General features: G+C 57.9%; 13 protein-coding genes. 8 read left to right on the top strand and 5 right to left on the bottom strand.

Features of this window, described 5'->3' with window-relative positions; genetic code table 11:
* Both ACMLHG_RS05775 and ACMLHG_RS05770 read left to right on the top strand, forming a co-directional pair.
* Window positions 1–337, top strand: a 337-nt coding sequence (locus ACMLHG_RS05775; RefSeq protein WP_417169868.1) for an RHS repeat-associated core domain-containing protein, incomplete at its 5' end; no start/stop codon positions are given.
* Between the two features lie 585 nt (window positions 338–922).
* Window positions 923–1,783 (top strand): helix-turn-helix domain-containing protein, encoded by an 861-nt coding sequence (locus ACMLHG_RS05770; protein WP_417169867.1) that lies wholly within the window; start codon window positions 923–925, stop codon window positions 1,781–1,783.
* On the opposite strand, the gene ACMLHG_RS05765 is transcribed toward ACMLHG_RS05770, so the two are convergent.
* Window positions 1,770–2,888 (bottom strand): glycoside hydrolase family 99-like domain-containing protein, encoded by a 1,119-nt coding sequence (locus tag ACMLHG_RS05765; protein ID WP_417169866.1) that lies wholly within the window; start codon window positions 2,886–2,888, stop codon window positions 1,770–1,772. The genes ACMLHG_RS05770 and ACMLHG_RS05765 overlap by 14 nt on opposite strands.
* A 185-nt stretch (window positions 2,889–3,073) precedes the next feature.
* On the opposite strand from ACMLHG_RS05765, the gene ACMLHG_RS05760 reads away from it, so the two are divergent.
* The 3 genes from ACMLHG_RS05760 (at window position 3,074) to ACMLHG_RS05750 (ending at window position 8,099) form a co-directional block, all read left to right on the top strand.
* Complete coding sequence (locus tag ACMLHG_RS05760) at window positions 3,074–3,961, top strand: AraC family transcriptional regulator (RefSeq protein WP_417169865.1); 888 nt, start codon at window positions 3,074–3,076, stop codon at window positions 3,959–3,961.
* Between the two features lie 122 nt (window positions 3,962–4,083).
* Complete coding sequence (locus ACMLHG_RS05755) at window positions 4,084–4,875, top strand: prepilin-type N-terminal cleavage/methylation domain-containing protein (protein WP_417169864.1); 792 nt, start codon at window positions 4,084–4,086, stop codon at window positions 4,873–4,875.
* A gap of 23 nt (window positions 4,876–4,898) precedes the next feature.
* A complete protein-coding gene (locus ACMLHG_RS05750; protein WP_417169863.1) occupies window positions 4,899–8,099 on the top strand; it encodes a hypothetical protein in 3,201 nt (1,066 codons plus the stop codon).
* A gap of 90 nt (window positions 8,100–8,189) precedes the next feature.
* Here ACMLHG_RS05750 and ACMLHG_RS05745 read toward each other — a convergent pair whose 3' ends face one another.
* The 4 genes from ACMLHG_RS05745 to ACMLHG_RS05730 form a co-directional block, all read right to left on the bottom strand.
* Window positions 8,190–10,898, bottom strand: coding sequence for a 1,4-beta-xylanase (locus ACMLHG_RS05745; RefSeq protein WP_417169862.1), 2,709 nt, complete (start codon window positions 10,896–10,898; stop codon window positions 8,190–8,192).
* 351 nt (window positions 10,899–11,249) lie between these two features.
* On the bottom strand, window positions 11,250–11,963 hold the full coding sequence (locus tag ACMLHG_RS05740; RefSeq protein WP_417169861.1) for a type II secretion system protein: 714 nt from the start codon (window positions 11,961–11,963) through the stop codon (window positions 11,250–11,252).
* Window positions 11,964–11,994: 31 nt separating this feature from the next.
* Complete coding sequence (locus tag ACMLHG_RS05735; protein ID WP_294434575.1) at window positions 11,995–13,041, bottom strand: LacI family DNA-binding transcriptional regulator; 1,047 nt, start codon at window positions 13,039–13,041, stop codon at window positions 11,995–11,997.
* Between the two features lie 180 nt (window positions 13,042–13,221).
* Window positions 13,222–16,338, bottom strand: a complete 3,117-nt coding sequence (locus ACMLHG_RS05730) for a DEAD/DEAH box helicase (RefSeq protein ID WP_417169860.1) — start codon at window positions 16,336–16,338, stop codon at window positions 13,222–13,224.
* A gap of 211 nt (window positions 16,339–16,549) precedes the next feature.
* On the opposite strand from ACMLHG_RS05730, the gene ACMLHG_RS05725 reads away from it, so the two are divergent.
* Genes ACMLHG_RS05725 through lysA form a run of 3 tightly spaced genes read left to right on the top strand, consistent with a single transcriptional unit; the run spans window position 16,550 to window position 20,227 of the window.
* Window positions 16,550–18,631 (top strand): 2-hydroxyacyl-CoA dehydratase, encoded by a 2,082-nt coding sequence (locus ACMLHG_RS05725; RefSeq protein ID WP_294434579.1) that lies wholly within the window; start codon window positions 16,550–16,552, stop codon window positions 18,629–18,631.
* 13 nt (window positions 18,632–18,644) lie between these two features.
* Window positions 18,645–18,995 (top strand): cupin domain-containing protein, encoded by a 351-nt coding sequence (locus tag ACMLHG_RS05720; RefSeq protein WP_294434582.1) that lies wholly within the window; start codon window positions 18,645–18,647, stop codon window positions 18,993–18,995.
* A gap of 11 nt (window positions 18,996–19,006) precedes the next feature.
* Window positions 19,007–20,227, top strand: a complete 1,221-nt coding sequence (gene lysA / locus ACMLHG_RS05715) for a diaminopimelate decarboxylase (RefSeq protein WP_295810742.1) — start codon at window positions 19,007–19,009, stop codon at window positions 20,225–20,227.
* Window positions 20,228–20,235: the final 8 nt, after the last annotated feature.

The following is a 20,235-nucleotide window of genomic DNA, read 5'->3' as shown; positions in this document are numbered from 1 at the left end:
CCCGGTGGACGGAGACGAGAACCCCTTCCGTTTCAGCAGCGAGTATGCAGATGACGAAACCGGACTCGTCTACTACAACTACCGCTACTACAGCCCACAACTCGGCAGATGGACCAAACGCGATCCCATCGAGGAAGAAGGGGGAGGAAATATTTATTGTATGACAAATAATAATGCAATAAATAATTTTGATTTTTTCGGACTTGCTGGTTCGGACACTCATAACATTCCTAAATGCCAAAAGACTGATTCTTGTAAACTTGGATTCTCCATAGGCTTTGGAACCTGTGTGGAAGAATTTTCAAAGTGCACCATGAGGTGCCCGCCGGGATTTTGAAAAATTCAGGGTCTTAATTGTAATGCCTCCGTTTGTCAAGGGTGGCATTACATAGGCAAACGACCCACGTGGGGCAGGCCGACAGCCTACGAGCAGAAATTCGATTAAAGCTTTTTTCTCATCCCAAAGAAGACTTGAATTTGATATAAAGAGATGATATATTATTTATCATACAAAACGTATATTTAACAAGTAGTCCTCACGAGGAGTTCGATTAAAGTAAAAAACAGGCCACGCTCTCTCTTCATCCGAAATCCGCCGCATTTTTCCGTACTCATCCTCTTGCCTCCGTAAACATGTCATTTCTGCTGTCCGGTCGTCGTCATCGCATTCCCTCGCAGCCAACCGTCTGACAGGCTACAGTATACCATAAAAATTCCGGCAGGCCTTGTACCTCTGAATTGTAATCGATGAAACTTTCGAAAATATTACTATTTACCAAATCAAAAAGCTTGAAAGCGAAAGACGACGCTGATATATTTCCCCATGATGCAGAAATCGATAGACAAAAAACCGGCAGGCCCTGACCGGGAATTGAAACTTTTCACCGCACGGCAGTACATCCCACAGGACCTGTCGATTTCAGTGAACCGTGGTGTACACTCCATTCACGACTATCCGCCGGGCAACAAAGCCATCGGCAAGAGAGAGTTCTGGAAGATCGCCTATATCGTGGAAGGCAGCGGCATTCTGGAGATCAACGGTATCCGCCACCATTTCCGTTCCGGCTACCTCTATCTCTGCCACCCAGACGATGAGATGGCCTATGAACTGACTGAGTCGATTCTGCTGTATCAAATTCTCTTTCAACGGGAATTCATCGCGAACGAACTCAAGAGCCTCTACCACGCCTACAACTTCTTCGACCTTTTCTCATCGGAATTTGTCCCGATGGACTCCAGTTTGCATGAGCAGCTTCATGTTTTCGATACCAATCGAAACATTTACACACTGATCCGCCGGATGGCGCATGAATACGAATATCATGATGCCAACACCAGAGAGATGCTCAAACACCAGCTGCTGGAACTTCTGATCGAACTTGCCCGGCTGAGCACCCGCAGTTTCGCCAGAAAACGGCGCGAAGAGATCTCCGGAATCGTCTCTGACTATCTGTACCGCAACTACCGGCAGTCCATCTCCATGCAGAAAATCGCCAACGAAATCGGGCTCTCCCGCGGCAGGCTGCTCACGCTGTACCATCAGCAGACCGGGCGGACCATCGGGAAAACGCTACTCGACATCCGGCTCGGCGAAGCAAAACGCCGTCTGGCGGAATCCGGAGAGGAGTCGATCGAGCGGATCTGCTACCTCTCCGGATTCACCGATCTGGCGAACTTTTACAAATACTTCCGCCGGGAAACCGGGATGACGCCGGGCGACTACCGGGCCTCGGCGCGCCGCGCCGGAGCGGAACCGCCGGCAGGTTCCGTCAGCGGGGAGTGACCCCGAACACGTTGCGAATCGCCTCCAGGTAGCCGAAGCCCGATTTCGTATCCGGTTCGAGATAGGCCCCTTCGGTCCACTCGTTCCAGCAGGAGAGATTCACCATCGGCCCGGCGTTTTCCCGCTCCATAAGTTCCGAAATCCGACGGAGCGCCGCTTCGAACCGCGCCGGCGAAGAACCGATCACCACCGGGCCGAAGGGATAGCCGATGTTGTCAAACATATCCGACTGCACCGTCCGCGGACTCGAATCCCAGCCCGGCGCCGCCACCGGATTGTAGGGCACGCTCAGCTTCTCCATGAACCGCGCCTGATTGCGGATATTCTTCTCCGCCCACGGCTGGTACTCCTCCGCGGGGAACGTATCCCGGTATCCCCAGCTGTAGGCGAAAGAGGAGTCGGCGCCGAGCATCTGCAGCGGCGCGCCCGCATCTTCGATGTGCTCCCATGCCGCAAAACCGGCGGCAGGCAGGTCCAGCCAGAGACGGCCCAGCCCGGCCGCTTCCACCCGGGCCCGGAACGCGGCCAGTTCCCGCTGAAAAATTTCAATGCCGCCCATCTCTTTGATGATGTTCCACGGCCGGTAGATGGCGAAATGGAGCGCACCATTGATGCGCAGATAATTCGGCTGCGGGAAGTAGTGCTCGATGCAGTAATCGGTGCACTTCCGGAAGGTCTCCACTGAGACATCGCCCCGCCAGACCGGCTCTGCCGGCTTCCAGTAGCTGCCCGGATGCGAATAGATGTGGTCGTGGTTCGCCCACATGATCGAAAAGGTCACCCGGTCGCGGTTGGCCGCTTTCAGAAATCCTTCATTCAGACAGCGTTCCCGGTAGGGACCGTCTTCGAAGAAGTAGAAGTCGAAGGTGAAGTTGTCCACGCCGTGGTCGGCCGCGGCGGCGATCTTCTTTTCCATAACGGCGGGATCGGCCTCGTCCTCGTATCCCCACAGCGGCACCTTCGGCTGTTCGTGCCCCTCGAAGCGCGGCGTGGCGTACTGCGCCACCCGCCACTCGGTCCATCCGGTGCCGTGATACTTCTCATTCCGCGGATCGACATGCCAGTTCGGAAAGTAGAAGGCGGAAACAATCGGTCGTCTGTTCATTCTTTTCACTCCATTGAAAGGTTGTAGAAACAAGATACCATGAAATACGGGAAATTACTTCGCTTTTTCTCTCCGGCGGTGACATGCCGCAAAAAATATTAATGCAGTCCAGTCGAAAGCGGTTGAAAAAAACGGATCCGCGTGATACAGTTTCACAGACAAAACAGCATCGGGAGCATACCGGAATGAATGAGAAATGTGTCCTGCTCAAGGCGGTGGATTTTCTCTCCCCCCATCTGCCGGTGGCCGTATTGCGCGGCCACAACAAACGCTCGATGTACAACGAAGAAAGCCGGATTCTCTACCGGCGGGATTTCTGGAAGATCTTCTACATCTTCTCCGGCCGCGGCACGCTGGTGATCAACGGCAAGCACTACTCCTTCGGCCCCGGCTTCCTCTGCCTGGTCCGCCCCGACGACCTCACCACCTTCGAGCTGGATACCGACATCGATCTGAGCAACATCCTCTTCCGCCGGCGGGTGATCGATGGATTTCTGAGCGAACTCAAGGACGAAAACGACTTCTTCTCCATCTTCGACGCCGACGGCCCCAAACACTCCAGCGTGATCGGCGACCAGCTCTATCTCATCAACTCCGACCGGCGTATCCAGGCTCTGGTGAGGGAGATGCGGCGCGAATACCTGCGCGACGACCAGAACTCCGGCTTGATGCTCAAACTCCATCTCGCGGAGCTGTTGATCCGGATGACGCGCCTCAGCGCCAGAAACTTCTCCCGCAAGCGGCGCGACGTTCTGGCCGCCTACGTACTCAACCGCCTCGAGCAGAATTTTGCGGAGCCGTTCGACTATCAGCAGGCGGCAAACGAGCTGGGAATCACCCACTTTCACCTCTGCAACGCCTACCGGAAAAGCTGTGGCGAAAGCATTGGCGAAACCCTCTTCCGCATCCGGATGAAGCACGCCTTCCGCCTTCTGATGGAGACGGACAAAACCGTGCTGGAGATCTCCTCGCTCTGCGGGTTCCGCGACCTCTCCTACTTCTACCGCGCCTTCCGGAAAGAGACCGGCACCTCGCCGGGGAAGTTCCGCAGAAAATACTCCCTGCTCGCCTGAGCCGGATTGGACTGTATTAATATTTTCCCCGCAAACCTCTGTCGGAATCATTCAGACGATGTTTTTTCCGGGAAATGCGTGTATACTGAATAACAGCGCAAATCAGCAGAAGGATCGTCCAGATGAAACCGTCTTCGAAACCGGCGAAAATCCCTGCAGGAAACACCCCCGGCAGAGTTCCGTCATTTACTCTTATCGAACTTCTCATCGTGATCGCGATCATCGCCATTCTCGCCTCGATGCTCCTGCCCGCGCTGGGCAAAGCACGCGAACGGGGACGCACCACCGCCTGCACCTCCAATTTGAAGCAGATCGGCGTCGCCTACGCCGCCTACATCGTGGACAACAACGACTTCATGATTCCTGTGCTCACCAGCAACGCGGGCTCCCTCGGCACCCCGCACTGGGGCATGCGGCTGTTGTCTCTGGACGAATTCTTCCGGGAGGTTCCGGGTAACAGCTACCTCACCAGCGCCGTCTTCCGCTGCCCCTCCATGCCGGCTCCGAAGAAGGAAGATTTCTGGATCGATACCCCCCATTACGGCGCCAACGGTTATCTGCTCGGCGCCTGGATCAACGGCCGGAGTGTTCCGGAGGATCAGGCCATGAAGATCACCTCGATGAAAAATCCATCCTGGAAGATCCTGATTGCGGAAACCTGGCGACAGACAAGCGGCGAAGCCTCCCTCAATCTGGAAGAGGGGCAGTACCGCTTCTCCATATCCGCTTCGAGTGACACCAGCAGTTACCGCGGCCGCCCCGCCGGACGCCACGACCGGAACTGCGGCGTCCTCTTTTCCGACATGCATGTCGGAAAGTTCCTGATCCAGAACCCGATGGATCCATACTCCTGCGAACCGTTCACCGCTTCACTCACTCAGGAAACCCGCCGGCGCAACCGGTGGTGGGAATAACCATTCAACCAGGGAGGTTCATTTTGAAGAAGTTGTTGTTACCGCTGCTGTATCTGACCATCCTTTCGCTGAGTGCGGAGGTCATTCACGAACAGAAATGGGATGCCCCCTTCACGACGAAAGAGGTTATTCTGAGCAGCCGGCGCCTCGAAAAGGTCGCCTCACAGGAAAAGACGCCCGACGGCGATGCGGTGCTCGCTCTCCGGGTCGCCGAAAAACCGGACAACACGCCGCACGGTGCTCAGCTCAACCTCTTCTGTGACGCCAACTTGAAAAAAGGGGACAAACTACGCATCTCCTTCTGGATCAAAGGTTCGGAATACGGAACAATCCAGTTCAACCTCATCCAGCACGGCAAACCTTGGAAAGGCATCTCCCGCTGGAGCATCGGTTCCGTCAAGGTCCGTCCGGAGTGGCAGAAGGTCTCCTATGAACTCACTGTAGAACAGGACTTTCAGGAAAAAATCCGATTCCCGATGTTCATGCTGGGCGCCTATCCGCTGAACGCCACCCTCCTGATTGGACCGGTCCGGACGGAAAAGATTCAGAACCACCTGCCGCTGGCCCTGCGGGAAAGCTGGATGCTCTACCCCGGCGTCACGCCGGAAAGTCTCGACTGGACCGCCCTCGACGCCCTCCCCGCCGCCGTCGGCGGGGCTAAAGGCATTCCCGTCACCTTCCGGAACAGTGCGCTGGATCTCGAATCGGTCGCCGGCCGGGCGGCCGAGGGAAGGCCGGCGCTGCTGCTGAATCAGTTTTCCGCAGAGTCCGACGGATTCATGCAGCTGGGAGTCGGCGCGGACTGGTGGTTCGACTTCCTCGTCAACGGGAAGTCGATCTACGACACCCTCAAAACCGGCAACACCGTCACCCCCGCCGGTGTGACGAATCATGTGTTCAACTTCCCCGTCCGAAAGGGGAAAAACACGGTTGCGCTCTTCGTAAAAAGCGGCTCGGAGGGGTGGAAGGTATTCTGTGGAGCGGTGCCCTTCCGGGAAAAACTGGACAACGTCACGACCATCCTCCGCTCCCCCGAATGGCGGCCGATCAAGATGGACCCTGTCGAATGGGTCTATGTTCAGCCTCGCCGGATTCCGATGCTCGATGTGAAACCCGGAACCGCACTGGACCTCTCCGGTTTTCTCGATCGGGCGCCGAAAATCGGCGAGCTGGGCCGGATCATCGTCAACCGGGAGGGCAAACTCGCCTATGAGAAGGAACCCTCACGCACCGTCCGCTTCCGCAGTTTCACCATGGCGCCCGGCGGATGGCAGAACCATCTCTACGCGATGAGCAAACCGGAGATCGAAGAGTACGCCGAAGCGATCCGGCTCCGCGGTTTCAACATGGTCCGGATTCAGGCTCCCGACGGCGCGTTGACCGGGAAGAACGGATATCCGAAAAAAACACTCAAACTCCAGGAGACCACCCTCCCCCGCACCATGGGGAAGCTGCCGATCGACAAAACCTTCGCGGACCGCTGGGACTATTTCGTCGCCTGTCTGCGCAAACGGAACATCTACCTTCTGCCGGACATCGCCTCCACCCGGACAAGCTGGACCGCGGCCACCGTCGAATTCGACGTCAAGACCGGACTGCTTTTCCGGGAGGACTACCGGGAGAACTGGCGCGCCGGATTCCACTACATGATGAAGCACGTCAACCCCTACACCGGCACCCGCATGGTGGACGACTCGATGATCGTCGGCATCACACTCTTCAACGAGCAGGACAATCAGAAGAACTACTGGAACGAGCTGAATCCCTACTGGCGGAAACATTTTGCCTCCGTCCACCCCGGAGAAACCGCTCCGGTTCTGAACCTGGAACTGCTGCAGAAATCGCAGGAGGCCCGCGACTGGCTGGAAGAGGCACTGACCGGCATGTCGAAATTCTATATGGAGGAGGTTCGCAAAGTCGGCTTCCGCGGGGTCGTCACCAACTGGGACATGTACATGCGGCTGATGGACATTCCGCCGCGCCTGCCGCTGACTGCGGTCGCGATGCACACCTACTTTTCGCATCCGAACCGGGTGGCGCAGCCGGTGCGGAACTATCAACAGAAGCTCTACAATCTGCGCTGGTACCGCGGCACCGGCTTTCTGACCGGACAGACAAGTTCTATTACCGACCGGAACTCCTACATCGGCAGAGCGGGGGTGAACCGGTTCTTCGACCGGCCATTTCTGATCACCGAATACTCCCACGCGCCCTACAACCGTTATGTTCACGAAGCGGGGCTGATGTGGGGGGCCTACGCCGCCCTGCAGGGGTGGGACATGTTGACGCAGCACGGCACGACCGTTTCGCTGTGGCACACCCCGATGAACGGCTACGTGTTCGAGGGGTCGTTAAGTCCGATGGCGCGGGTGAATGAGATCCTCACCGCGTTCGCCTGGCAGCGCGGCGACGTGGCGGAAGCGGCGCACAAGGTGGAGATTGCGATTCCGAAGCGGGTCATGCACTCCGCCGACTTCATGAATGCGATCGGCGGCGAATACAGCCGTCTCTTCATGGTGACCCGGCTCGGCTGTTCCTGCGAAGGGCGGGGTTCGGTGCGCGACAGCCTCAAGATCGTGCCGGAACGGTTTGCCCGCACCTTCGGCGGCGGCATGTTCGCCGAGGTCCGCGAAACGCGCGGCGGCGACGAGCTGGCCCGGCAGCTGGTGTGGGAGCTGCGGGAAAAACGGGTGATCGGGCAGAACAACCTTACCGATCCCGACCGCGGAATCTACCAGAGCGAGACCGGCGAAATCACCACCGACGTGCAGAAGCAGACGCTGCGCGTCGTGACGAAGAGACTGGAAGGAGCCGTTCTCAAGGAAAATCAGCCGGTGAAACTGGATGCGCTGACGATTTCCGAAAGTTCCGTCCCCGCCTCGCTGACGGCGGTGGCTCTCGATGCAGCACCCGACCTGCGGACCAGCCGGCGGATTCTGCTGGTTGCTGCGACAATGGCGGTAAGCGAACACACGGCGTTCAACAACGAACGTTTCGATGTGGAGATCGACTTCGGGAAGTTTCCGATCCTTGTCCGCAGCGGGAAATTTGCGCTGACGCTGGAGAACCGTTCCGCGGGGAAGCCGGAGGTCTACGCCCTGAATCTGGACGGCACCCGCGAGAAGAAACTTGACGCCTCGTTCCGCGACGGGAAGCTGTCGCTCCGGTTCGACACCTCAAAATTCGAGTACGGCACGCCGTTCTTCGAAATCCTCTTCCCGTAACCCATCAGAGAAAATTGCGGGGCCGGGAAGTCCGGTGCAATCGTTGTTTTCCGGATGCCGCCCCGTGAGGAGCAGCATCCGGAAAACACGCTAAAACCTCACAACCGGATACTGGCTGGAATCCTTGTTGTCGCCAAGTCCGGGTGCAATCGCAATGAAACTTTCTCGCTTCGCCCCATCGTTGTCGTTGACCAGTAGATTGAATTGGAATCCCCGGCGCATTACCGCATCGGTCAACCCGATGGCGGAGAATGGGATGCGCGCTTCGTAACGGGTGAGTCCCGTCTTCTCCTCCCGCGAGGTATTCAGCACGATCTGCGATGCCGTTTTCGCCGGGTGAAACCGTTCAGGAGCCAGCCAGACATGAACCTCCGGCCGTTTCGCGTCGGTCCGGGTAAGCCCGATCTCCCAGTTGCCCTTCTGGCCGGGCAGAACCATGGCAAACTGGATGTTGTCTCCCTGCCAGACCCTTTCCCCGCTATAAGGCTGCGTATGTCTGTCGTCGACGACTTCCGCCCTCAGCAGAAGATTGTTTCCATCACGGCCAAGCCATATTTTTGCAGAGAGATCCCGCGGTCCTTTCCAGAACAGATGGGCGGTTTCCGGTGAGTTGGGCACCAGCGAATACACCTGTTCGGCGGAATTGAGTTCAAAATCCGGCTCAGAATGATATCCACGCGCCGGCATCAGCGTAACAGTCTCAATCCGATAGCGGAAACTTCTGTCACCGAGAGAAAGCGTCAACTCCTTTGTCTTGCCCGGTAAAGAGCGGAAGCTCTCTTCTGCGCGAACCGGAAACCCGACCTTCCGATTTTCTCCGGGAGCAAGCCGCAACGGCGTTACGGCTGCGGTCTGCGAAAGCCCGGGCGGCAGAGAGAGTTGAACATGATACTCTCGAGACCGACGTTCCGGATTGTAGATTTCAAACGAAAATACGGTGTGACCACCCGGCACAATCTCCAGCTTTCCCGCAGGACGCACCAGCGCACCGGCAACCTGAATCTCCTCCGTCTGTCCGGAGACACGCAATGTCGCCGGTTCCTGCCCGATCTCGAAAATTGCAACACCGTTTTTCACCGGGAGCTTCCTGACGTTTCCATAGAGATCCGCCGTTTCAGCACTTCCGGTCACGCCGGAAACAGCAAGCGGCAAAATCCGATCATCTCCCGTATCGCTCCATGCCGCCAGAAGCATGCCGCCGTCCTGTCCCCGAAAGAGGTAGCCATGGATCTCATTGCCCAGAGACAGCGGTTTCAGAAATGTTCCTCCCCGGTACAAATTTGCCAGCGAGTTGTAGGCGACATAGACCGGCTTCGGATAAAAATCGGCAGTGATCATCCCGAAATTGTGCTCATTGTTGGCGGGATCGAAGCCATCGTTGCGCAAATCGTACCAGTTGTAGCCGATCGATCCCTTCGCCCATGAGTATATCAGCTTGCGAAACAGCGTCTGCGCCTGAACCTCCTCCCCGTAGACCATGGAAGAAAGCGCCGTCTCATTCGCAAACCATGGTTTCCGGTTTCCATAAGCAGAGCAGATCCGGGTAATCTGATAGAGATAGCCCCCGAACAGGCCGTGTCCGTGAAACGCGAGAACATCATATTTCCCAGACCGGATCACCGCCGGCATCAACTGCGGACTGCTCCGTTCCGGCAGATTGGAAAATCCACCGGTCAGCACCTGGATTTCAGGAGCGGTATTTTTGATCTCCGCATAGGCGCTTTCCAGCATTTTGACATATTCTTCCGCGGAGAAATTAGCGAAAATCGCCAGATCCGGTTCATTCCACACCTCCATGAAACGAACGGCATTCCGATATCGTTCCGCCACCTTGCGCAGAAACTGCCGCCAGTATTCATAATCCGGACGACGGTTCATCGTAGCGTTCGCGCGACTGAGACTTTTCGGTTTCCAGTCGGCAGCGGCAGCCCAGGCGGGGCAATACGAAAGAATTGGCATTACTTCGATTCCAACTTTACCGAAACGCCTGACGACGCCGTCGAACGATTGAAATTCCCAACGGTTCCGCGCCGGCTGTATCCTGGCCCAGTCAATGTCCTCACGCAACGCCTTGACACCGCACCAGGCGGCCGCCATCGCTTCCAGATCCTGGTCTGCAGAAACGTGACGCTGCGGATGCGAGCAGACACCGAACAGGAATCCATCGTTTTTCTCCAGCGGAGTCGGTCCGGCAGGCTTCATATAGGCAAAGCGCAACTCCTTTTTCACTGGTTTCACAGCAGGGTCGGAATCCTTCACTTCAGTCAGAATCCGATAGACACCAAACTGTTTTGGCACAGGGAGTTTCCTCAACTTCACCTCCCCCGGAGACAATCTCAGCGTCTGCTGTCTTTTTTCAAGCGTCTCGCCCCGCACTCCGATCAACTGCCATTCGGCAACCGCGGAAGCCAGCCGGGGCCGGGGATTGCGGAATTCGAGCGCAAGTTTTTCTTCTTCGCCCGGTTTCAGAACATGGATCGGCGTTCCGGAACCTGTCATCACCTCCGGAAGTACCGGGGCGTTGCTGTTGATAACATTCAGAACAACCTCGCCAATTCCGATTTCGCCGGCCGTACGCTTGAGATCCCCCGTGATCCCGACCAGCCGTAACGGCGCATCCAACTTCTTATTCGCCTTTTTGCCGCCGCCCCAGCTTTCCGCCTTCGGCGCATTCGTCTCCACATGGTAGGAGATCTCAGTCCAGCGGCTCTTTCCCGCAGGCAGCTTTCGCCGAAACTGAAACACCTCTCCATCAACATCCTGCAGGCGCAGATTCAAATCGTCAACGGAGTGGTTCACCGGAAGAAAAACCTGAATCCGGACCTCTGCAACCGTGAAATCGGACAGTTTTTTCCCTCCCGGGAAACAGAATTCAAAATATGTACTTTCCGGTTCCGCGGCGCAATTGACACGCCATCCGGCCCGTTTTCCAGCAACCCGGCCGAACTCTCCTTGTGATGTCTGACGGATACTTGTATGATTTCGACGAAAAAATACAATCTCCGCTTCATCCTGCTCGGGGCGATACAAGAATTCCTGCAGGACTTCTGCTGCAGAGGCAGGGAATATTATCCCGATCAATAAGAAAAAAGCGAAAAAACGCACCATTGCTCCCATGTTCTCCGGAAAATCTGCTGGATCTATATCAAATTACATGTTGGAAAGAAAATATGTTACATTCATAGGGGAAGCCTCCGCCTCTGCACGATTGTAACTGCCGACATGGCCGTCTGCATGGCCGACATTGGCACGCCCGAGATGCTGGGCATACATGCCTCCTCCATCCTGGGCTTCACGCGCCCGCCAGACATGATCGGTATATCCGGTCAGCCAGCCGCTGACTCTCAGCGAATCGACAAAGACAAAAAAACTGCTCGGCTTCTTCATCCGCTGGGGCAGCAGATAGGCTCCGTTGCGAAGATCATCGTAAAACGACATTCCAAACTCTTCTGCCAGCTCTTTTGTCTGCGGCCAGGTACAGTTGTCATAAAACATCGCATACGGCTCCGCCCACGCTTCTCCGGTTTTCTTTTGCGCGGCAGGGCACATCAGCGTATTGTAGGACAGATATTTGCCTCCTCCGGTTCGGATGGAGTTGAACCCCTGTTCATCCACTCCCCACGACAACCGCGCCCAGAAGTACCAGTTGCGGCTGTCAGAGGAATCCGGACTGCGGAACACCATGATCCCCTTGTTGTCCGTTGCATACATCTGCTGCCCGAGAACTCCCTGTTTCATATTGCTCGCACACTGACTGGCCTTCGCGCGCTCCCGCGCCTGATTCAGGGCGGGAAGCAATATTCCAACGAGAATCGCAATGATTGCAATTACAACCAGCAATTCAATTAAGGTAAATTTCTTCATTTGTTTCTCCTTTCCGTTTAACTACGATCTATCAGAGACACCACCGTGTGGTTGATGCGCGCACCGTGAGCTCCGCTTTCAGCTGTACATGCTCAAACTGGCCGGAATTTCTTTGTTTCAACAGGCGGATCGACTCCTTCACCAGACGGGAATGATCGATCCCGATGGAAGTCAGAGCGGGGGCCCGGTAAGCAAGGTTCCATGCTTCACCGCAACTTACTACACTCAGCCGGTCCGGAATTGAAATTCCACACTCATAACAAGCTTGATAAACACTAAACGCCGTTGAATCGCTCAGAACAAACATGGCCGTAAATTGCCACTCACTTTTCTGAAAAAAATTCTTCAAAAAAAGATAACTCTTTTTTACCGCATCCTCGCCGTTTTGCACGCCACATTCAATCACCTCGACAGAACAGCTGTGCAGTTCTGCAAACTGCCGGAAGCCTTTCGTACGTGCAATCATCCCCTCATCTTCCGGCTCGGAATGCAGCACCGACAGCTTTCGGTGACCAAGCTCGAAGAGATGGTGCGCCGCAAGAGCTCCGGTGTATTCCTCATCGTTACTGACCGAATGGAGCGCCAGGCCGGGCAGGAAACGCCCGAAAATTACATAGGGGATGCCCAGTGCATCCATGTCGCTGACATCTTTTCCGGTAATCGTGGCAGAACTGACTATCACAAGCCCATCCACCTTGGCCAGCTTCAGCTCGTGCGGCACGCGTTCCCGCCAGTCGTAACGGACGACTTCAAGTTCATAGCCAAGTTGTTCCGTCTGTGCCATGAAACACTGTTCAATCATGTTGTAATACTCGGACGGCCAACGCGGCACCGCCAGACAATAGACCGGTTTCGCCCCCTGCCGGTAACGCAGCACCGCTTCGGTCACCTCCATGCAACGCCGCCCATTCCGACGGAGAAGACCCTCTTCCGTCAACCGCTGAATCGCACTGCTGACCGTTGCCTGACTGACCGCAAAGTCATCCATGATTGAACGTACCGTCAGAAAAGAGCTGCCCGGCTCACAGGATACCAGCTGCTCCTTCAAATCACAGTAAAGCTGTTCCGATTTATTCATTGTGATCCATATCTGTAGTTTTGTCGCGTTATTAATTATGACACATCGATATTAAAAAGTCAATAGCGATACAAGAAAAAAGATGAATTTTCCCCGCTTTCCCTTCCGCCGGTCGTCATGAAGCAACCTTGAAAAAGAGAGATTCCACTTTTCGTCAGGGAATCCGGATGCAGGCGACGTCTACTCCAGCAGGAATTTCAGATCCTCGATCGAGAGATTTCCCATCGCTCCGTCGATCACCGAATCGAAAATTTCGCGCTTCTTCTCCTGCAGTTCGAGAATCTTCTCCTCGATCGAATCGCGCACCACCAGTTTGAGCGTGCTCACCGGCCGGGTCTGCCCGATGCGGTGGGTCCGGTCGGCCGCCTGCAGTTCGATCGCCGGATTCCACCACGGATCGTAGATGATCACCGTGTCCGCCGCAGTCAGATTCAATCCGGTTCCGCCCGCCTTCAAACTCAGCAGAAAGAGCGGGATCTCCGGAGAATTGTTGAAGTGATCCACCCGCTGCTGCCGGTTTCGCGTGGCGCCGTCGAGGTATTCAAACGGAATCTTCTCCCGCTCCAGCTCCGGAATCAGCAGTCCGAGCAGACTGGTGAACTGGCTGAAAAGAAGCATTTTGTGACCGCTGTCGAGATTTTCATGCAGCAGTTCGGCAAGCAGTTCGGTCTTCGCTGACGGCACCCCCTTCCCGGCACCGTCCGGCAGCAGTGCCGGGTGACAGCAGATCTGACGCAGACGCAGCAGAGTCGTGAAAATCGCCGCATTCTTCCGGACATCCTCCGGGCGGTAGTCGCGCAGCATGGCGCGCCCCTCCTCGCGCACCTTCTCGTAGAGGGCGCGCTGTTCCGGCTCCATGTCACAGTAGAGCGCCAGTTCCGATTTCGACGGCAGATCGGGCGCAACCTGCGCCTTGGTCCGCCGCTTGATGAACGGCCCGACCCGGGCCGCCAGATCCTCGCGCCGCGCCGGATTCTCCCGGATGTCCGCATAGGCGCGGCGGAACGCCGGCAGCGTCCCGAGCATCCCCGGCTGCAGAAAGTCCATGATGCTCCACAGATCCTCCGGGGAGTTCTCCAGCGGCGTGCCGGAGAGCACAATCCGGTGCTGCGCCTCGATGCTCTTGCAGTTCTTCGCGTTGGAGGAACCCGGATTCTTGATGTGCTGTGCCTCGTCGAGCACCAGATAACTGAATTTGCGGTGCCGCAACTTCTCCGCACACAGCCGCGCCGCCGCGTAGGAGAGGATCAGAAGATCGTAATCCGGCGCCCCTCCCCGCTTGAACAGTTCGTCGCGCTCCGCCCCCTGCGGCGCCGCCACCCGGAAGTCCGGAATGAACCGGTGCGCCTCGCGCTCCCAGTTGGTCACCAGCGACGCAGGGCAGACGATCAGCGCCGGCGGCATCTCGCGCAGTTTGCGCGACGCCAGCAGCGCCAGAAGCTGCACCGTCTTGCCCAGCCCCATCTCGTCGGCGAGAATCACGTTGAAATTGCGGTCGGTCATCCACTGCAGATACTGCACCCCTTCGGCCTGGTAACTGCGCAGCTTGCCGGTGAAGCGGAAGTCCGGCGCGGCAAGTCCGCTCTGCGCCGGCAGTTCCGGCCCGGCGGCGATCTCCGGCACCAGCGCCCCCGGAATCTGCCGCACCAGGTGGGTATAGTACCCCGCCGAAAAAAACGGCACCTCGAAGGTCCGGCCAACCGGGTCGAGGTTGCGCAGCACCGTCGGAGCCGCGTGAAAGAATCCGGCCAGCGGCGCGCTGATTTTCACCAGCCCCGCTCCGGGCAGAGCCAGAAACTCCTGCCCGCCGCGGACCGCCTCCGCACAGCTCTTCCAATCCGCCACCACGCCGTCTCCGGTGAGCTGGTAGCTCACCACATACCGGTCGCCGGCGGTGCACGAAAGCCGGCAGTTCAGTTCCAGCTCCGGCAGACCGGCGCTGCCGCGGATCATCCGGGCAAGCGAACTGCCGAGAGCGAGACCGGGCCGGGCGCGAAGCATTTCCGGCAGCGCACAGTCGAGAAAGGCGCCGATGCGGTCCGCTCCGCGCAGAACCGGCATGCCGGAGCTGCGGTCGAAGCCGAAGAGGGCGATCTCATTCTCAAACTCGTGCTCCATCGCTTCGTCGCGTTTCCAGAAGTGATTGCCCTCCCGGACCAGATAGCCGGAACCGGGTTTCTCCAGCACATGCCGCCCGTTCGACTCATAGAGGAAATCGACCGCCAGCTGAAACGCATCCGGCTCCGGGAAAGTTCCGTTCAGCAGAATCCCCGCCGCCCTCGTCTCCAGCTCGAAACTGCCCGCCGGCACCACCGGGAGCGGAAAGGAGCGGAGGAACTCCTCCACCGACATCCCCTCCGGCGGCGTCTGGACGCTGGAGCGGAAAAAGTTCCGCAACCAGCTGATCTCGCAGGTCGCCGGCACAAAAAAGTACTCCCCTTCCCGGCCGACCCAGCAGCCGGAACGCCCGGTAATCACCTTGGCGCCGGCGATCGGCAGCGCCGCCCCTTCCACCCGGATTCCCGGGGAGAGGCGCACGCCGTTGCGGTTCTCCTGTTTCAGCAGAACCGCCTCCGCGGCGTCGCCCCGTATCTGAAGCCGTTTGCCCTCGCGGATGAAGCGGGGAAAGTTGACGAGGCAGTGAAAAAACTCCGCCGTAAGCTCCGCATTGAGCAGAATCTGCGAATTCTCCGCCTCGCCGTTGATCGCCAGAAAGCGGATGATCTGCTGATCGTGCAGAGAGAAGTGTTCCAGTTTGAGCGTCACCGTCAGCGATTTGTCAAAGTAGAGCTGGCGCAGATTGTTCAGGTTGCCGAGGTACTCCCGGTCAGCGGTCCGCAGTTTGATCGCGAGCACCGCGTTCTCCCACTTGCTCGGCACATGGGGAAACGCGGAAACCGCCTCCATCGTCAACTGAGCCAGCGGCGTCCGGGCACGGCTGACCAGCTTGGGCAGACTCTCCTGCCGCAACCCGCCGTAGTAACTGGACTCCTCCTCCTGCACCGAGCGGTAGGCCGGTCCGCGAAACCGCCCCGAATACATGAGAAGCGCCACCGCATGTTCACAGAGCGCCTTCCCGTTGCCGCAGCCGCCGCAGCTGCATTCGCCGACCGGCGATTCTCCGGTGCGCACCCGGACGTCACTCGTAACGGCACCGACACGAAACCGGCCGCAGAGACGGCCGTCTGCGGCGCGCCAGGCGCCGACAATCCGGTTATTTTTCAGCAGCTGTTTTGCATTCTTGAGCTCAGCCGGCCCGGAGAACTCGATCAACCGCTCTTCAAAACTCTTCTTCATCTGTTTCCCTGCAGTTTGCCCATCAGAACTAATTAAGATAGCCGCAAATCCATGGATTTTCCAGTTTTTAATCAAGGATATTGGAAAAAACTCGCTCCCGGGTGTATAGTAATGATTACGAATATAAAATCAAAAGAACCGTCTGGAGCAATCCAACCTGTTGAAAAACAGCGAATAATCGTTCCCGACAAGCGAGACAGGCTACCAGTTTATGGAAAAATTGTACCTTGGTATCGACATCGGCTCGACCACATTCAAAGCCGTTCTGATGAATGACCGCGGCAAAGTCCGTCAGACCCTCTACCAGCGTACCAAACCGGTGGATACCGGCCGGGTCCGGTGCGCCGGCGTGTGCGCCAAATGCGGCGCCTGCAACTTCGGCCAGCTCCGCCAGACAGTGGATAAATTTCTGCTCGACGCCGGCCTGACCGGACTCGAACAGATCACCTGCACCGTCGTCACCGGCAGTCAGATCGTCGAAGACACCGCGGAGTTCGTCCCCTACGACTTCCGGGTGAGCGAAGTCACCGCCCACGTCGCAGGAGCCCGTCACTACTACCCCGACTGCAAGGCGATCCTCGACGTCGGCGGGCAGGACAGCAAGGCGATGGTTTTCAACGACAAGATGCGCATGTGGAACTACAAGATGAGCGGCATCTGCGCCGCCGGAACCGGTGCGTTCCTCGACAGCGTCGCCGCCAAACTCAACGTGCCGATCGATCAGATGGCCGACCGGGTCAACTACGACAGCAACCTGGAATTCTCCTCGGTCTGCGCGGTGCTGTCGGCGACCTCGATCAACAAATTCAAAAACCGTTTCCCGCTGGGCGACATCATTGGCGGCGCCTGCCGGGCCCAGGCCCGCACCATCATGTCCGGCGTCGGCGAACTTTTCCTCGGGTATCACGGGGACATCGTCTTCCAGGGCGGTGTCGCCTACAACCGGGCGGTCGCCTACTACCTCCGGGAGATCACCGGCAACAACATCATCATTCCGGAATTTCACAGCGTCATGGGCGCTCTCGGCGCGGCCTGCCTCGCGTTGCAGTTCTCCACGCTCAAAGGGAAACTCGACCCCGAAGCCGGCCTTCCTCCGCCGACCCGCCATCTCGCCTCGGTCGACCTGCGCGCACGCGCTACGAGAAAGGATTTTCTCGGCCACGGCAAAGAGCCGCTGGTCTGGCGCAACCTCTTTTTCCCGAGCGAAGTGCTCAACGCGCTCGGCGCCCGCTCGCTGACGCTGGAAACCTATGCGGCGCTCTTCGCCCGCAGTCAGCACAAGGTGAAAAAAGCGTTCGACAAAGCGGCCTGCAAGGGATTTTCCGGTGAAACCTGCTCCTTTTTGCGGGTGCTGGAAGGGGTGCAGCTGCCCGCGCCGGCCTTCAGCGTCTCCACCTCGCAGCCCTGCCAGCAGGGGGAGCGGATTTTCCGCGACCTGGCCCGCAGCTACAACATCGAGGACCGCTTCTTCTCGCTGCAGACTCCCGCGGTCGGCACCGGGAACGACATCTCGATCGAACACCTGGCGGAGGAGCTGGAGCGCTCCGTCTTTCTGATGGAAAAGGCGCTCGGGCTCAAGATGGATCCGAAGAAGCTCTCCGAAGCGTGCGCCCACTCCAACGACGCACGGCATTACTCGTTGCTGTGCAATGAACTTCGCCACAACAGCCCGCCGCTGATCCGCGGTGGGCAGGCGATCTATTTCGCCTCGATCTTCAGCCAGCTCTGGGGGCGCCCCGAACTCACGGAGATTCAGAAGAAACTCTACGAAGAGCTGTTGCAGATCCGCGACGAAATCGGCGACTCGGTCAAGCTCGACGACACCCACCGGCTGCTCTGGCTCCACCTGCCGCCCTTCTACGACAGTTCGCTGCTCGACTACGTGGAGGTCAAGTGCCGGGCGCCGATCGTCTTTGAAGAGGTGAACTTCATCGGCTGGGAGCCGCTGGATGTCAACGACCCCTACCGGGCACTGGCGAAGAAACTTCTGACGGTGGGATTCATGGACCCCGCTCTGCGGGTCCGCTCCATCGTCGAAGGGGCGAAGAATGTCCACTACAACGGCTGCATCCTCTACAACCACGGCTTCGGCCGCTGTTCGATGGCGGACAGTTCGTTCATCAAGCATCTGCGCGAGGAACTCAACAAAGCGGCGGTTCCGCTGCTGGTGCTCGACGGCGACTGCGTCGACACCACCATCGACCCGTGCAGCACGGAAACCAAGATCAGCGCCTACGTCGAAGCGCTCAATGAAAAGAAATACGGCAACATTTTCGGCCGTCTGAAGCAATAGGAGGATTCCACCCATGATCCGCAGAACCGGAGAATTCCGCACCGAACTGCGCAACGAGATGCGCGGCGGGCACGGCACCGTGAAGATTGAGCATTTCTGGGAACCGAACAGCGAAATGCGTTCCAAAAACCGCATGTTTGCGAAACTGACCCTCGAACCGGGCTGCTCCATCGGCTTTCATCCGCACGACGCCGAGGAGGAGATCTTTGTCGTGATCCGTGGCAAGGCGGAGGCCGACGACAACGGCGAAATCGTCGAACTCAACGTCGGCGACACCATTCTGACCGGCAACGGCGACGGCCATGCCATCCGTTCCATCGGCGACGAGCCGCTGGAACTGCTCGCGGTCATTTCGACCTACTGAGGAGAACGGCCATGCTGGAACGCGAATTTCTGCTGAAACTGGCGGCGGACTACGGCACGCCGCTCTTCGTCTACGACGGCGATATGGTCGTGGAGCGCTACAACGATCTCTTTCGCTTCATTCCGTGGAAGAAGCTGCGCATTCACTACGCCTTGAAGGCGAACTACAATCCGGCTCTTCTCACGCTGCTGCGCGACGCCGGAGCCGGGCTGGATACCGTCAGCCCCGGCGAAGTGCACCTCGCCCTCAAGCTCGGCTTCTCCCCGGAGAAGATCATCTACACCGCCAACAACATGACCGACGCCGAAGTCGAAGAGGTGCTCGCCACCGGCGTGGTGATGAACATCGGCTCGCTCTCCCGGCTGCGCAAGCTCGCCAAGAGCCATCCGGGGCTTGACCTCTGCCTGCGCTTCAATCCGGACGTCCGCGACGGCGACAGCGAAAAGACCATGACCGGCGGCGACCTCACAAAATTCGGCATCCTGCTGGAGTCGGTCGACGAGGTATTGGAGATCGTCCGCGAAGGGAAGTTCCGGATTGTCGGTCTGCACGAACACACCGGCAGCGGACTTCAGCACGCCGAATCGGTCTATCAGAGCATGGAGAATCTGATGCGGATCGCCACGAAGGCGAACTTCCCCGATCTTCAATTTCTCGACTTCGGCGGCGGCTTCAAGGTGCCCTACCGCCCGGATGAGAAACGGATCGATTACGTGGCGATGGGGGCGGAGATCGCCCGCCGCTTCCGGGAGTTCTGCCAGGAGCGCGGCGAAGAGCTTGCGATGTGTTTCGAGCCCGGCAAGTACATGGTGGCCGAAGCGGGATATCTGCTCACGGAGGTCAACACGCTCAAGCGCAACCGCAGCCGTCTGATCGCCGGATGCAATGCCGGCTTCCCGCAGCTGATCCGGCCGGTTCTCTACGGGGCGTACCACCAGATCTGGAACCTCAGCAACCCGCAGGGGAAGCCGGAGGTGTACGACGTCTGCGGCAACATCTGCGAAACCGGCGACCGCTTCGCCGAACAGCGGGAGCTTCCGGAAATCCGGGAGTATGACATCCTCGCCATCGGCAACGCCGGCGCCTACTGCTATTCGATGGGCGGGGTCTACAATCTGCGCTCCATGCCCGGCGAAGTGGTGGTCTCCCGGGGCCGGGTGATCTCGGAACGCCCCCGGATGAGTTCGAAAGAGCTGGCTGACCGGATTCTGGCGGAGTGCAAATCAAAATGAGCAAAATA

Source organism: Victivallis sp. (assembly GCF_048170485.1).
Classification (GTDB): domain Bacteria; phylum Verrucomicrobiota; class Lentisphaeria; order Victivallales; family Victivallaceae; genus Victivallis.
Note: the sequence above shows the minus strand (reverse complement) of the source record. Positions and strands in the feature narration are given on the sequence as shown.

What these genes read in the sequence shown, in the direction of transcription:
- ACMLHG_RS05765 (WP_417169866.1), bottom strand. Translation starts at nt 2,888, where the DNA reads ATGAACAGACGACCGATTGTTTCCGCCTTCTACTTTCCGAACTGGCAT.
- ACMLHG_RS05760 (WP_417169865.1), top strand. Translation starts at nt 3,074, where the DNA reads ATGAATGAGAAATGTGTCCTGCTCAAGGCGGTGGATTTTCTCTCCCCC.
- ACMLHG_RS05755 (WP_417169864.1), top strand. Translation starts at nt 4,084, where the DNA reads ATGAAACCGTCTTCGAAACCGGCGAAAATCCCTGCAGGAAACACCCCC.
- ACMLHG_RS05740 (WP_417169861.1), bottom strand. Translation starts at nt 11,963, where the DNA reads ATGAAGAAATTTACCTTAATTGAATTGCTGGTTGTAATTGCAATCATT.
- ACMLHG_RS05735 (WP_294434575.1), bottom strand. Translation starts at nt 13,041, where the DNA reads ATGAATAAATCGGAACAGCTTTACTGTGATTTGAAGGAGCAGCTGGTA.
- ACMLHG_RS05730 (WP_417169860.1), bottom strand. Translation starts at nt 16,338, where the DNA reads ATGAAGAAGAGTTTTGAAGAGCGGTTGATCGAGTTCTCCGGGCCGGCT.
- ACMLHG_RS05725 (WP_294434579.1), top strand. Translation starts at nt 16,550, where the DNA reads ATGGAAAAATTGTACCTTGGTATCGACATCGGCTCGACCACATTCAAA.
- ACMLHG_RS05720 (WP_294434582.1), top strand. Translation starts at nt 18,645, where the DNA reads ATGATCCGCAGAACCGGAGAATTCCGCACCGAACTGCGCAACGAGATG.
- lysA (WP_295810742.1), top strand. Translation starts at nt 19,007, where the DNA reads ATGCTGGAACGCGAATTTCTGCTGAAACTGGCGGCGGACTACGGCACG.